The 13,308-nt window shown below is 39.8% G+C and carries 14 protein-coding genes and 1 pseudogene; 5 read left to right on the top strand and 10 right to left on the bottom strand.

The window, feature by feature from the left end; genetic code table 11:
- Position 1 precedes the first annotated feature (1 nt).
- The gene (gene coaE / locus CSB87_RS11325; RefSeq protein ID WP_000874125.1) at positions 2-598 is read left to right on the top strand and encodes a dephospho-CoA kinase; all 597 of its coding nucleotides are present in this window, start codon (positions 2-4) and stop codon (positions 596-598) included.
- On the opposite strand, the gene CSB87_RS11320 is transcribed toward coaE, so the two are convergent.
- The 4 genes from CSB87_RS11320 to CSB87_RS11305 form a co-directional block, all read right to left on the bottom strand.
- Positions 595-1,509, bottom strand: a complete 915-nt coding sequence (locus CSB87_RS11320) for a DMT family transporter (RefSeq protein ID WP_031952278.1) — start codon at positions 1,507-1,509, stop codon at positions 595-597. The genes coaE and CSB87_RS11320 overlap by 4 nt on opposite strands.
- Positions 1,510-1,544: 35 nt before the next feature.
- Complete coding sequence (gene rlmB, locus CSB87_RS11315) at positions 1,545-2,294, bottom strand: 23S rRNA (guanosine(2251)-2'-O)-methyltransferase RlmB (RefSeq protein WP_031952277.1); 750 nt, start codon at positions 2,292-2,294, stop codon at positions 1,545-1,547.
- A gap of 101 nt (positions 2,295-2,395) precedes the next feature.
- Complete coding sequence (locus CSB87_RS11310) at positions 2,396-2,722, bottom strand: pyrimidine/purine nucleoside phosphorylase (protein ID WP_000099685.1); 327 nt, start codon at positions 2,720-2,722, stop codon at positions 2,396-2,398.
- Positions 2,723-2,798: 76 nt separating this feature from the next.
- Positions 2,799-4,109 (bottom strand): tetratricopeptide repeat protein, encoded by a 1,311-nt coding sequence (locus tag CSB87_RS11305; RefSeq protein ID WP_031952274.1) that lies wholly within the window; start codon positions 4,107-4,109, stop codon positions 2,799-2,801.
- A gap of 114 nt (positions 4,110-4,223) precedes the next feature.
- Here CSB87_RS11305 and recN point away from each other — a divergent pair, with 114 nt between their 5' ends.
- The 3 genes from recN to ruvX all read left to right on the top strand — a co-directional run bounded on the left by recN (position 4,224) and on the right by ruvX (position 7,012).
- On the top strand, positions 4,224-5,891 hold the full coding sequence (recN, locus tag CSB87_RS11300) for a DNA repair protein RecN (protein ID WP_031952272.1): 1,668 nt from the start codon (positions 4,224-4,226) through the stop codon (positions 5,889-5,891).
- Positions 5,892-6,017: 126 nt separating this feature from the next.
- Positions 6,018-6,572, top strand: a complete 555-nt coding sequence (locus tag CSB87_RS11295; RefSeq protein ID WP_001979301.1) for a YqgE/AlgH family protein — start codon at positions 6,018-6,020, stop codon at positions 6,570-6,572.
- Complete coding sequence (gene ruvX / locus CSB87_RS11290) at positions 6,572-7,012, top strand: Holliday junction resolvase RuvX (RefSeq protein ID WP_000127528.1); 441 nt, start codon at positions 6,572-6,574, stop codon at positions 7,010-7,012. The genes CSB87_RS11295 and ruvX overlap by 1 nt, the downstream gene beginning before the upstream one ends.
- Positions 7,013-7,070: 58 nt before the next feature.
- Here the strand turns inward: ruvX and CSB87_RS11285 are convergent, their stop codons facing one another.
- Genes CSB87_RS11285 through CSB87_RS11275 form a run of 3 tightly spaced genes read right to left on the bottom strand, consistent with a single transcriptional unit; the run spans position 7,071 to position 10,410 of the window.
- Positions 7,071-8,072 (bottom strand): HlyD family secretion protein, encoded by a 1,002-nt coding sequence (locus CSB87_RS11285; RefSeq protein WP_002156989.1) that lies wholly within the window; start codon positions 8,070-8,072, stop codon positions 7,071-7,073.
- Between the two features lie 39 nt (positions 8,073-8,111).
- The gene (locus CSB87_RS11280) at positions 8,112-8,318 is read right to left on the bottom strand and encodes a DUF1656 domain-containing protein (RefSeq protein WP_002157017.1); all 207 of its coding nucleotides are present in this window, start codon (positions 8,316-8,318) and stop codon (positions 8,112-8,114) included.
- Complete coding sequence (locus CSB87_RS11275) at positions 8,311-10,410, bottom strand: FUSC family protein (protein WP_006580946.1); 2,100 nt, start codon at positions 10,408-10,410, stop codon at positions 8,311-8,313. The genes CSB87_RS11280 and CSB87_RS11275 overlap by 8 nt, the downstream gene beginning before the upstream one ends.
- Positions 10,411-10,904: 494 nt before the next feature.
- Here CSB87_RS11275 and CSB87_RS11270 point away from each other — a divergent pair, with 494 nt between their 5' ends.
- On the top strand, positions 10,905-11,678 hold the full coding sequence (locus CSB87_RS11270) for an IclR family transcriptional regulator (protein ID WP_031952269.1): 774 nt from the start codon (positions 10,905-10,907) through the stop codon (positions 11,676-11,678).
- Positions 11,679-11,874: 196 nt separating this feature from the next.
- Here the strand turns inward: CSB87_RS11270 and CSB87_RS11265 are convergent, their stop codons facing one another.
- The 3 genes and pseudogenes from CSB87_RS11265 to pgsA form a co-directional block, all read right to left on the bottom strand.
- On the bottom strand, positions 11,875-12,486 hold the full coding sequence (locus tag CSB87_RS11265) for an alpha-ketoglutarate-dependent dioxygenase AlkB family protein (RefSeq protein WP_004883567.1): 612 nt from the start codon (positions 12,484-12,486) through the stop codon (positions 11,875-11,877).
- Positions 12,483-12,587, bottom strand: a pseudogene (locus CSB87_RS11260) (cysteine methyltransferase); the annotation flags it as partial. The pseudogene CSB87_RS11260 and the gene CSB87_RS11265, both read right to left, overlap by 4 nt.
- Positions 12,588-12,654: 67 nt before the next feature.
- Entirely contained in the window at positions 12,655-13,242 is a 588-nt protein-coding gene (gene pgsA / locus CSB87_RS11255; RefSeq protein ID WP_002156973.1) for a CDP-diacylglycerol--glycerol-3-phosphate 3-phosphatidyltransferase, read from the bottom strand.
- Positions 13,243-13,308 lie beyond the last annotated feature (66 nt).

Here is a 13,308-nt window from a genome sequence, read left to right as displayed (position 1 = left end):
GATGGCTTTTATTCTGGGAATCACAGGTGGTATAGGCAGTGGTAAATCAGCTGCAACACAATGGTTTGAATCCCAAGGAATCCAAGTCGTCGATGCCGATATTGTTGCTCGCGAAGTAGTTGAAAAGGGCCAACCTGCCCTTCAAAAAATTCAGCAAACTTTTGGAGACTGGGTACTTCAACCCGATGGTAGTTTAGACCGCCGTGCCTTACGCGAATATATTTTCCAAAATCCACAAGCGCGTCATACACTCGAGCAAATTACCCACCCTGCAATCCGTCAATCTATTATTCAACAGCTACAAAATCCTAAAAGTCCTTATGTAATTTTAGTTTCGCCATTATTGTTTGAAACAAATCAACATGAACTAGTCAATCACACGCTACTAATTGATGCGAGTGAACAAACTCAAATTCAGCGTGCAAGCCAGCGCGATGGGCAAAACCAAGAACAAATCCAGAAAATCATTGCTGCACAAATGCCACGCGAACGAAAACGTGAGCTTGCCAATGACATCGTGTTTAACGACGGATTACTCGAACATTTATATCAGCAATTAGAGCCTTTACATCAAAGCTATTTGAAGCGTGCAAACTAATTTTGTGTATTTTGCTGCTTAATCTTTTGTGTCAGGCTATCTTGTCTAAACCAGCGCCAAGGCTGTAAAGCGCCTATCCCCATACCAACCAAGCCCACAACAATTGATGGGCTTAATGATTCACCAAGTAAAGGTACAGCTAAAATAGCTGCAATAAACGGCGCCAAAGTTACAATACTTCCCGTTTTAAAAGCACCAAGACGTTGAATAGCAGCAACATAAGTCAACGTTGCGATAATAACGACAAATACGCCATGAAAAATGCCTTGTACAGCCAAATGTACAGGATCTACATCCATAAAATGTTTAGGTAAGAATAATAGGTAAATCGGCAAATAAATAATTGCAGACCAAATCGCGACGCTTGCCATAGAGTGCCAGGCAGAGAGTTTCCACTGTTTAAGTAGTACAGTAAAAATCCCCCACCAAATTGCACTGATAAACAGAAGTAAATCGCCAATTCCAAAAGCAGAGGTACTACTTTGTAGCATTAATGCACTCATGAGGGCCAAGGCAGTGATCATAATTGCCAGACTCACCCATGTATGTTTATCAAATGGTTGTCTAAATAGAATATAGGCAACTATAGCTGTACAGATGGGGATACAACCATTTAAAAATATTGCGGCATGTGCAGCTGGCGCATAAAGAAACGCAGTATAGACAGTGAGACAATAGATGACTCCACCAATGAGCGCCAAAATAACCGCATGCTTACTCCATAAAAAAGCGAGATCTTTTTTATAAATTAAGATAGGCATCAAAATTAGAAAAGCAATAGCGAAGCGCAGTGCAGCAATATCCCAAGCACTGATGTGCCATTGTGCATTTAAACGGGCAAAAAGCGTAAACCCGCCCCAAATGCACATGGTCACCAATACAAAAAAATAACCTTGCTTACGGGGAGACATATTAAGACTGCTTTAAAACGAGAAAGGCAGCTAAATTATACCTCAGAACGCTGACGGCAAGCCTCATAAAGTGCCATACCTGTTGCCACACTCACATTTAGGCTCTGTAAATTCCCAGACATCGGGATATAAACTTTATGATCACACTGTGCCTGAGTAATTGGACGTAAACCTGTGTCTTCTGCACCCATAACAATGACAACTGGACCAGAAAAATCACATTTTTGAATAGGCAAAGCACTTTCATCAAGCATTGTACCAATCACACGTACGTGAGTTGTCTCTTTAAGATGCGCTAAAGTACGAGCCAAATTAGTCACTTGAATGAATTTAACTTTTTCGGCCCCGCCCGCCGCAACTTTACGAGCCGTTGGGGTTAAGCTTGCTGAGCGATCACGAGGAACAATGACTGCTTGAACACCCATTGCAGCGGCTGTACGAATACAAGCCCCTAAGTTATGCGGGTCTGTCACCTGATCTAATGCCAGCAATAAGGCATCTGGAGTTTCAGCCAAAATCTGATCGAGATCTTTTTCATTTAACATCGGATGCTGACGTACTGCTGCAACTACACCTTGGTGGAATGGTAAGCCTGCAAGCTTCTCAAGACTTTCACGGCTTGCTTTTTGTACGCTAATTCCAAAAGGCTCAGCCAATTGCAAAATCTTTTGTAAACGTTGATCATCGCGCCCCTTCAATGTAAACAAGGTCAGTACGCGCTCCGGCTCAAGTTCTAACAATGACTCCACTGAGTGAACGCCATAATAATATTCCGGTTTTGCCATGCATGACCTCTAACAACGTTTGAGCAAAAAATAAAAATCCTGCAAAGCCAACTTCACAGGATTTCTTTGGGCATAGTGTACCCGATTTAAACAGGAATTTCTTAGCCTTCTAAATGGCAAACATAATCGAGTACTTCATCAGTCTCGATTTTAAAAACGCTATTGCCTGGTACATAAAATGATTGACCAGCGCGGAACAATTCACTTTCATTGCTATCTGCAATTTTAACGCGACATTCACCTGAAATAATTTCCATACGCTCAGGAACATGTGTTTCAAATGTTAAAGGCTGCTCAGTCGGCAAAATAACACCTAATGTTTTTTTCGTTCCATCTTCAAATTGCACGGTATGGCTGATACATGCTCCACCAAAATAAACATTTGATTTTTTGATGACCGTTACATGATCAAATTGGGTTGAACTCATGCACACTCTCCAGATAATGCCGCATTTATATAAATTATGATGAATGTAGTTTAATTGTGCCTAAATAACTAATCAATCAGTTTTCATACGGATAGACTTGTAATTTCCACTGCTGTAACTGAATTTTTTTAGCAAAAGCGTGGGGTAAATTTACTTCAATATTTCGACTCTTCGACACTATTGCATCATATCTGCAAACTTCATCGTGATTTTCATCGAATACAACCCAATAAACTTTCTCTGCAGTTGGGTGTGTCACAGCAGTTGTAACCACTGGTGAACCATTATCCATGCCAACATGAAAATTGTCTGGGTCATTTTGCATTGAAGCTGACTCGTAAGCCGGAAAATCGATGCCATTTTCATCAAATTGCTGGCTGTCATGCACAAGCACACTTTGTTTTAAAGTCGGCCAAACACGATAACGAAGATAATGCTGATCTATGACCCGATTGTCCGGATACTTTCCAGTGGCGACATAATCTCTGACATGTGCTTCAATATTATGAAAAATACCTGAGCAACCACCCCACATTCCCGCCAAAATTAATTCAGTGTGAGAATAGCTATCTCTCATTAAATGAAACCATTGATCACTCTTGAGCCAAGCATCGACAGCAGCTTTTTCACGATAAGACACGATAGAGTCAGCATCCCGTATCAAAAATCTTTTAACTAGCGGATCATCCATGACTAAAAAGCGCCAAAATAAACCAGATAACTGTTTTTGAGTGGAGCTGACATGTACTACTTGGGCACCATTTGCTTGTAAACGTTTCTGTACAAGTTCAGGAACGGTATCATCTATATAGAACCGACACGTCCATTCCGGATAAATTTCTTGCGCTAACTTAGTATTTAAAATTGAAGTTTCACAGTAACGTGGATTTGCTCCAAATAAAGAAAAAGCAATAATGTTTTCTTGAGGATTGGGACTAAATGGTACAGGTTTATGCGGGTGTATATTTAAAGCAGGCTCATTCTTTGTGAGTTCTTTTTTTGTTGAAATGGCTAAACGCCCAAATTTGATTTTTTCTTCTTTTTTATTTAAATGATGACAAACTTCGGTTAAGCCATCATATAAATTTGTATTAACGTTGGAACCACTTGCTTTAATAGCTTGCATATAATGTTGATATGCATCGTCATAACGGCGTAACCGCAGCTCAGTATAAGCTAAATCAGATAGTGCTCCAGGATGCTGTGGCACTAGATTTACCGCTTTTTTTACATGCTGATAAGCTTTGGCATAATCACCTTGTGCAGCAGCCTGTTTAAATGCATTAAAATGCTGACTTAAAATTTTATTCATTTCAGCAGGATTTGTTTTTTTATGGCGGTTGATCATCCCTATTGGTGCTTTCGGTAAGCTTAATGTTTTTTTCATTGTAAAGTTCCGCAATCTTGCTGTTCTATAATTTCATTTAGAATAATAGATCACTTGTAGCAAATTCAAAACTTCTCTATCTTTAACCCATAATTTGGCGCGTTGGATGCGTTTATGCTCACACATTTAACTTTAATTAATTTTGCATTAGCTGATCATTTAGCTATTGATATAGAACAAGGATTTAATGTTCTAACAGGTGAGACAGGTGCCGGAAAATCATTATTACTGGATGCACTCTCTGCCTGCTTAGGGGAACGTACAGATACAAATTATGTCCGCTATGGTTCGGACAAAGCGGATGTAACCGCAGTTTTTACTTATCAGAACAATAGCCCTGAGGCAAAATGGTTACAAGACCATGAACTAGATGATGATTCTGGGGAAATTCATTTACGTCGGGTTATTTTCGCAACTGGTCGTAGTAAAGCATGGGTGAATGGCCGCCCAAGTAGCCTCTCTGAGCTTAAAGAATTGGGGCGCCTATTGGTTCAATTATATAGCCAGCACAGCCAGCAACAGCTTCTTGAACCACCTTATCCAAAGCATTGGTTAGACCGTTATAACAATTTTTATGCTGAAGCGAATGATGTCCGCGAAGCTTATAGCACATGGCAACGCACGATTCGTTTACACCAAGCAGCCTTAGATGCTCAAGCAACTCGTCTACAACGTATTGCGACCTTAGAGCTGCAAATCGAAGAACTTGAGGAAGTCATTCAGACCGATTACAAAGAAATCGAGCAAGAGTTTGACCGTCTCAGTCATCATGAACATATCATGCAAGATTGTAGCTATAGCTTGAATGCGCTTGATGAAGCTGAACAAAACATTACTCAAGAAATGTCATCGATCATTCGCCGACTAGAATCTCATGCTGGACGTAGTGAACAGCTTTCTGAAATTTATAATTCTTTACTTAATGCTCAAAGTGAAATTGATGATGCAACATCAAATTTACGTCAATTTATTGACCGTCAGAGCTTTGACCCTGAACGGATGGAAGAACTGAATTCCAAATTGGAAGTTTTCCATCGTCTGGCACGTAAATACCGTACTCAGCCAGAGACACTGAAAGAAGAGTACGAAACATGGCAAAATGAGCTTGAACAGTTACATCAACTTGAAGACCCAGAGACTCTGGCAGAACAAGTAGAAAAGTCACATCAAGAGTTCTTAGAAAAAGCCCAGCATTTAGACAATATTCGTCGTGAAGCTGCTACTCCACTTGCAAAACAATTAACCGAGCAGGTTAAGCCTTTGGCACTACCTGAAGCACACTTTGAGTTTAAATTTGAGCCATTAGAGCAACCAAGTGCAGAAGGCTTAAGCTTTATTCAACTTTTATTTACTGCCAACAAAGGCATACCACCACAACCATTGGCGCGTGTGGCATCGGGTGGTGAGCTTTCACGTATTGCACTCGTCATGCAAGTGATGAATGCTGAAAAGACCGAAGCAGAAGTTTTGGTATTTGACGAGATTGATGTCGGGATTAGTGGCGGTACGGCTGAGGTGGTTGGACGATTACTTGCCGATTTGGCTCAGCATGTCCAACTGCTATGTATTACTCACCAAGCGCAGGTCGCTGCACAATCTGATCAACATTTGTTAGTTAAAAAACAGCAAACAGATCCGGCAAGCAGCACCATCGTACAACTCGATGAAAATCAGATTATTTCTGAACTAGCACGTATGTCAGGTGGAGTTGAAATTAATGAAACGACCTTGCAGCATGCTAAACAATTACGCCAACTTAAATTTCAGGCTTCTTCAAATTAATAAAGAAAATGAGAGAAAAAGATTGGCGAAATCCGATTAACTCTTGTATGTTGATAAAAAGAACCTATATACATAAAAAGGGTCGAGAGACCCTATAGCGACATTTTTTGAGGGAGAACCGCTTAGGTGACCAAACAATACATGACTCACCGTTGTCTGATTGCCCCGCCAGAAATGGCAGATGACTTTTTTGCAAATACTGTAATTTATCTTGCCCGCCATGACGAAGAAGGTGCTCAAGGTATTATTATCAATCGCCCTGCTGGTATCCAAATTAAAGAACTACTCAATGATTTAGACATTGATGCAGACAATGTAAATCCGCATGAGGTTTTACAAGGTGGACCTTTACGCCCTGAAGCAGGCTTTGTCCTTCATACTGGTCAACCAACATGGCACTCCTCTATTGCTGTCGGTGAAAATGTCTGTATTACCACCAGTAAAGATATTCTCGATGCAATTGCACATAACGAAGGTGTTGGTCGCTACCAAATCGCCCTCGGTTATGCGAGTTGGGGTAAAAACCAGCTAGAAGATGAAATTGCTCGTGGTGACTGGCTCATTTGTGATGCCGACATGGATCTGATTTTTAACTTGCCGTACGATGACCGTTGGGATGCAGCCTATAAAAAAATTGGTGTAGATCGTACATGGCTGGCTTCTGAAATCGGACATGCTTAATGACTGCAACACAATCAAAATCAATTATGGCTTTTGACTTTGGTACTCAAAAAATGGGAATGGCGATCGGCCAATCTGCAATTGAAAGTGCTAATCCATTGCCATTATTTGTGATGAAAGATGGGATTCCCAACTGGGACCAACTTTTAAAAATTGTCAAAGAATGGCAACCTGATTTGTTTATTGTCGGTCTTCCATTAAATATGGATGATAGCGAATCAGAGCTTTCTACACGTGCACGTAAGTTTGCACGCCGTTTACGCCATCAAACCAATATTGAAACATGGATGGTAGATGAACGACTCACCACCCGTGAAGCAAGAGAAGAACTTGGTTTTTATCAAGAACAAGGCCGTGCAAAGAAATTATCAGCAGATAGTTTTGCCGCAGCTTTGCTGATTCAAAGCTGGTATCGCAATCCAGTTGGTTTAACACCATAAAAAATAAAAAAGCATGTTTTACACATGCTTTTTTATTGGGTTTAAAAACTTCAATTTTTTATTTTTCAATAATATGTACTGTAGCAGTACGACCAGAAACAAAAGCCAGCTCGTTTTTTGGTGCTTCATCTAACACAATTTTTACAGGTACACGCTGTGCTAAACGAACCCAGCTAAACGTCGGGTTTACGTTTGCAAGCAATTTAGAACTACTTGAACGCTCACGATCTTCAATACCCGATGCAATACCTTGCACATGGCCTTTAATTTTCTGACTGTCACCCATTAATTGCACACTTGCTTGATCGCCAATATGAATGCGGTCTAATTTTGTTTCTTCAAAATATCCCACCACATAAAGTTGTTTACGATCCAGCAATGCTGCCACCGCTTGACCAACTTGGACATAGTTACCAGGGCGCAAATCAAAGTTAGAGAGTGTTCCATCTGCCGGTGCAACAACAGCGGCACGGTGCATATTGAGTTCTGCTAAATGTAAGTTACTTGTTGCTGCTTCAACCAATGCTTGTTGCTGTTTAATAGTGGCTTCAGCTTGTTGAATAGCTGCTTGGAGTTGCTCATGTTCCGCATGTGATTGATCGCGAGTTGCAAAGACCTGATCTTGTTCTTGTTTAGAAATCGCGCCATCCATTAAGTTTGAATAACGGTTTGCGTTTTTCTCGGCTAACTTAATGTTAGTGCTCGACTTAATCAAGTTTGCTTTGGCTTGTGCTAAACCTGCTTGTGCCTGAGCATATGCCGCTTTTGCTTTTGCCAAATCAGACTTTGCTTGCTCTACATCTAAAGCTCGGCGAGAGACATCAATTTTAAAAAGCACCTGACCTTTTTTGACAGTCTGGTTATCTTGAACCAATACTTCCGTTACAAGTCCTGCTACATCTGAGGAGACTTGAATAACGTCACCACGAACTCGGCCATCACGTGTCCACGGCGCTGCATTATAGTAGTTCCATAAATGCACAATGGTATAGACCGCAATCATTAATGCGACAATCAAAATCACTGGACGGATGACTTTTTTCAACTCCAATTGATTCATTTTACTCACCTAACTCAATCTTTAATCTGGCAATCATCTTTAAGCACCTAACCCAACAAAAATTTGGTGTATCACCAAAAGTAGTAAAAGGTAAAAACACAAATTGAAAATGCTGGGTAGTGCAATCCAGCCTTGTGCAATCCATTTGTTAGTTAAAGGACTTAACAAGCGGAAACATATATATGCAAATAAGGCTTGGACGAGCAAAGCGGGCAGGTAAATACCATAGACATTAAACTCACCCATGCGCTGTGGCTCCTGTAAGCGTACGATCTGCATTCATTTGGTTTGATGAAACATGACACATGCTATAAGCAATATTATTTAGCGAAATAAATAATCTTTGACGCAAAGTCATATCTTCAATATGTGAAGCAAGTTGTTTAAGTTCAAACAAGGTCTGATGAATGTGCTGTACCAATACATCACTTTCATCTTTTTCATTTTCTTTGGCTCTAAACAGCTCATCTAAATCTTGTTGCAAACGGCCAATGTGATGAGCTAGTTCTGAAGATGGCTGAAATTGATTTGCTAACTCTTGAAGTCGGCTTAAATCGACAATCGCACTTGATTCAACCAATGCTTGATGAATCGATTTTTTAATCTCTTCTGACTGAACCATTTTGGTATTTAAAACACCAACACGGTCTAACATCGCCCGCAAATGAACTTTGAATTCAATGCCATAAGGTATATAAATCGCTTGACGCATCGCGCGATAATGTAAAGCTAAAATACGGTTTGCACTGGTATCGGGTGACATCGCTCGTACCACATCTATAACAATGAGAGACACCAATACGCCCATAACCATACCAAATGAGCTGTCTAGGTAAGACACTGCATCCATGCTGTAAGCATTATGCAAGTTCAGACCCATCATGGTGTTAATACCCAACACCATTCCCACTGGCATGAGCGCTTGATTCGCCATCATAGAAACCGCAAATAAGAACATCGGCAACAAAACGAGTCCAAGTTCCCAAAATGTTGTGACATGAGGAAAAACACCAAAAGCATAAATAAACACTAAAACAGCCGATGCCACACTACCCCATATAAAAATACGCAAGACAGGAACAGGGTTATCTAAGGCCGTTAAAATACAAGCAGTTACCGCACCAATCTGCGCCATCATAAATCCAGCTTTCCAGCCAGACAGAATCCACACACCTGTCACAATAAATGTAATGAGTACCGCACTAATACCGCCTCTGACGGCTACGCCATGATCTCGGTGCAAACTTGGATATTTAGTCGTCATTGGGGTAATGTTATCTGGTATCTCTTTATTACCTTGCTTGATGCGTTGCCATAAAACTTTTACAGCTAGAACATTACTAATAAAGTGGCGGACATCCATTTTCATGGCAGCCAATAGCACTTGTTGATGTTCAGAAGCCGAGTCATTTAAGTTCAAAAAGTCATTTTCAAACTCGTCAGGTAACTGCAAAACATTTTCATCAGTCATCTGGTCTTTTTGTTCAAGAAAATGAATCACATGACCTGAAAGCTGCTTTAATTTGTCTGAATGACTTTCAATAAAATTAAGTTCTTGTAACTGTTTAATTCGCTCGGACAAAGCAACTAAGTTTGCAACTACCATCGACATTTGATGGAGCATTTCTTGCAAAGGTTTGGTCATGCCATGCAACTCACCTTTTTCATAGCTCAAGTGAACTGCCAGAGCATGAATATCGGTGGTATCACGAGTAATAGCAGCTAAAAGCTGTGTATTGTTTTGCTGTTGGTCTGCATTTAACAAATTAGCAAATAGGTTCTCTGTATCTTTGAGTGTCTTAGTTACACGCTGTTTAATAGCCGAACCAATATGCATCGGCAAAATAGTTGCGGACACAACCGCACTCGAAATCACCCCAATTGAAATCTCGAGTACACGCGCCAAAGCAATATCAAAAATATTGTACTGGTCAATATATGTAATCGCGTTATACGCAATCATTGCAGTTGAATAACCCGCCAACATAAATGCATAACTGCGTGGTGTCCGGTCGAGTAAGGATACATAAAGCGCAAAGCCCACCCATAGTGACAACACAACCGTAAATATCCACGGCGTATTAATCAGGTGAGGTGTTATTGTTAACGCAACAATGGCACCACCCACCGTGCCTAAAACACGATAGACACACTTAGACGACACCATACCCGAATAAGGGTTGGCGATAATCAGGACGGTACCGATCGACCACATTGGATTAATCAGGTCTAATTCAAACGAAACAAATAATGCCAACATGCCGGCAATAAATGTCTTTATTGCAAAAATTAGATCCAGCTTACTCGGGCGGAAAGCCAGTATTTGCTTTAATAACATGAACTCATCTCAAATACAGATTTGAACTGATGAGCATGCTCATCAGTGTCCATTTGCCTTTTAAAAAGACAACACGACTTTGTCATTTGCCTTATAGACAAATGAGTTAATGAGAGCATCCTTCAATACAATGATTTTTCCTACATCTCTGCATGATGTACCGAGATGATTTCAGTTTGGCCGCTATTTATACGACCAAGCTTAGGAAAGGAGAGACATCGAAAAAGTCGGCAGAGTAAACCAATTTCTCGATTAGATATTTTGCTGCACAATTTTTTCAATATAAAGTGATTTAGTCAACTAAAATATCTTTATTTGATAATTTGATATGTTTTTAGTTAATCATATATGATGTGTGAATCAAGAGAACTTTTCTGATTCTGAGCGTAAAATATTTAAATCAGGTAGTTATCTTGGAATTGAGACAAAGCTTCAATTTTTCTGTTATAAGAACTCAAGTGTGACCCGTTTATTAAGGATACGAATAAGACATCATGGCAATTTCAAGTTTTGGCAAAATTTTAACCGTACTGGATTTATTTTCAGTTTCACGACCAGTGATTAATGTCGATATTATTTGCGAAGAACTTGGCTTGTCTAAACCGACCAGCTATCGTTATCTGAAAGAACTCGTATCAGCCGACTTATTAAAACGTATTAATGGTACTTCTGGCGATTACACTTTAGGCTCAAAAATAGCAGTTCTTGACTATGTATCCAGAACAACCGATCCATTAGTTCAAATCAGTACGCCGTTTATGCGCAACATTGTTGAACGCACTGAACTTTGCTGTTTACTCACCTATTTAAATGATGACTACTGCATTGATATTCATCATGAGATTTTTAAAGATACAGAGCTACTTTCATATGGCCGAGGTTGTCCGCGTCCAATTTATGTTGGAGCATCACCAAAAACAATGGTGTCACATTTAAGTAAACAGCGCATGCATGACTATTATCAACGTTTTCAACATGAACTGTCTGAATCAGGTTTTGCTCTGGATGAACCAGGCTTTATCCAACGCATGCGTAAAATAAAGAAACAAGGCTTCTATTTCTCACAAGGTGAGATTGATCCTAATGTTTCAGGACTTGCTGTACCCGTTCGTTTTTCAAGTAAAGAAGTTCCATTAGCTTTAACACTAGTCGCATCAAAAAATCGCTTTGATTTTTTAAATATTGAAAAACTCATTGAAATTTTGCAAGAAAATGCTGCATTAATAGAACAGCGCTTTATGGAACTTTCAGAAAAAGGTGAGATCTAAAATAATATTTTTTGATAATTTAAAGTTTTCTTACACTTTGAAGCATTGAAAATATCCAAATATTCTCATATTATGATTTTAGCACCTATTGATGATTCTTTTCATCAGCAGCTCATCAATAGAAGGCTCTCCCTCAGAGGAATAAGCTCATGCTGCCATCATGGGCTTTTTTCTTGCCCATTTTTTAGAATAAAACTTATGAAAATTTGAACTGACGGAATGTCAGATTAATACGCGGTTGTAAAATCTTTGTAGAACGATTTAAACGGTGTTGCCAATATTGTTGAGTCTCACCACGCATCACAATAAGTTGACCCGGTTGTAACCACATCTCAACTTTTTCCTTGGTTTGAATATGTCTAAAAGAGAACTTCCGTGTTGCTCCAAAACTTAAAGAAGCAATTGTAGTAGTTCTAGCTAAAGACACATCCGAATCACTATGCCAAGCCATACCTTGTGTTCCGTCTTCATAAAGATTTGCCAAGCAAGAGTTAAATTTTTCTGAAAGAATTTGCTCGACTTGCTGCTTTAGCTTGGCAAGTGCTCTGTCCCACGGCAAAGAATCACGAAAGACACCAGAATATTTATATCGATAATGCTCATCTCCATACCAAGCAACCTTGCGGGGTGTAATAAAGTGCTTGCCATATAGCTTCGCTTCATCATGTCGCCATGCCAAATGTTGGTACAAATAATGAAAATATTGTTCGGCTTCTTCCGTACTTAAAATACATCCATAATCCTGAACCTCACCTTCATAAGGCAATAAGTTTGAACAAGGCTCCGGAGAAAATAAATCTAGTGTCATGCAATCTCCCCTTGCTGCTTAGCCATTTCCCAAGCTAACAATGCCAGTTTAGTGCCGTTTTGCCAATGGTATTTACTCATCATACCAATTACGTGAGTTACGCTATTTTTGCGCTTTGCAATAAAAAAGCCTTTCTCAAGGAAAGGCTTTTTAGAATCTTATTTAGTTTTATGGCTGCTTTAGATATGGCCACGCGGCTTTTAAATAAATAAACATTGACCACAAAGTAAGAATGACCGCTGTATATAACAAAGCATAAGCCAACATTTCTAAAGGCTGCCAGTTGAGTAAGAACACACTAATCGCAATCATTTGAAATGCAGTTTTATATTTACCTACAGTTGACACTGCTACACTGGTTCGCGCACCAAGTTCTGCCATCCACTCACGTAAAGCAGAAACAGTAATTTCCCGTGAAATAATAACAATTGCAGCAAAAGCCATCGCAATGGTAGGTTTCCACTGCACTAGAACAATAAGTGCAGCTGCGACCATCAGTTTATCTGCAACCGGGTCTAGGAATCGGCCAAATGCTGAAGTCTGGTTTAACGTTCGTGCCAGATAACCATCAAACCAATCGGTTACGGCAGCCAGCACAAAAATTGCAGTCAAGATAATATGACGAGTCATACTTCCTACGTGCTCACCAATACCTATTGCAGGCGGCCAATATGCAATCACCAAAAATACAGGAATAAGCGCGATACGCGCCAAAGTTAGGATATTTGGGATATTCAGGATTCGCCCTGTGGTCATAAACACCGCCAATTTAGTCTTCACGCATCTTTTAACAGACAAAGACACATACTTCAATATTGTATC

Origin of the sequence: Acinetobacter sp. AR_0276 (assembly GCF_003000705.1) — a bacterium.
GTDB classification, from domain to species: domain Bacteria; phylum Pseudomonadota; class Gammaproteobacteria; order Pseudomonadales; family Moraxellaceae; genus Acinetobacter; species Acinetobacter nosocomialis.
The sequence above is the reverse complement of the archived record's forward strand: the minus strand, read 5'-3'. Positions and strand labels throughout refer to the sequence as shown.

What these genes read in the sequence shown, in the direction of transcription:
- CSB87_RS11285 (WP_002156989.1), bottom strand. Translation starts at nt 8,072, where the DNA reads ATGAATCAATTGGAGTTGAAAAAAGTCATCCGTCCAGTGATTTTGATT.
- CSB87_RS11270 (WP_031952269.1), top strand. Translation starts at nt 10,905, where the DNA reads ATGGCAATTTCAAGTTTTGGCAAAATTTTAACCGTACTGGATTTATTT.
- CSB87_RS11280 (WP_002157017.1), bottom strand. Translation starts at nt 8,318, where the DNA reads ATGGGTGAGTTTAATGTCTATGGTATTTACCTGCCCGCTTTGCTCGTC.
- pgsA (WP_002156973.1), bottom strand. Translation starts at nt 13,242, where the DNA reads ATGACCACAGGGCGAATCCTGAATATCCCAAATATCCTAACTTTGGCG.
- CSB87_RS11265 (WP_004883567.1), bottom strand. Translation starts at nt 12,486, where the DNA reads ATGACACTAGATTTATTTTCTCCGGAGCCTTGTTCAAACTTATTGCCT.
- CSB87_RS11305 (WP_031952274.1), bottom strand. Translation starts at nt 4,109, where the DNA reads ATGAAAAAAACATTAAGCTTACCGAAAGCACCAATAGGGATGATCAAC.
- CSB87_RS11320 (WP_031952278.1), bottom strand. Translation starts at nt 1,509, where the DNA reads ATGTCTCCCCGTAAGCAAGGTTATTTTTTTGTATTGGTGACCATGTGC.
- CSB87_RS11275 (WP_006580946.1), bottom strand. Translation starts at nt 10,410, where the DNA reads ATGTTATTAAAGCAAATACTGGCTTTCCGCCCGAGTAAGCTGGATCTA.
- ruvX (WP_000127528.1), top strand. Translation starts at nt 6,572, where the DNA reads ATGACTGCAACACAATCAAAATCAATTATGGCTTTTGACTTTGGTACT.
- recN (WP_031952272.1), top strand. Translation starts at nt 4,224, where the DNA reads ATGCTCACACATTTAACTTTAATTAATTTTGCATTAGCTGATCATTTA.
- rlmB (WP_031952277.1), bottom strand. Translation starts at nt 2,294, where the DNA reads ATGGCAAAACCGGAATATTATTATGGCGTTCACTCAGTGGAGTCATTG.
- coaE (WP_000874125.1), top strand. Translation starts at nt 2, where the DNA reads ATGGCTTTTATTCTGGGAATCACAGGTGGTATAGGCAGTGGTAAATCA.
- CSB87_RS11310 (WP_000099685.1), bottom strand. Translation starts at nt 2,722, where the DNA reads ATGAGTTCAACCCAATTTGATCATGTAACGGTCATCAAAAAATCAAAT.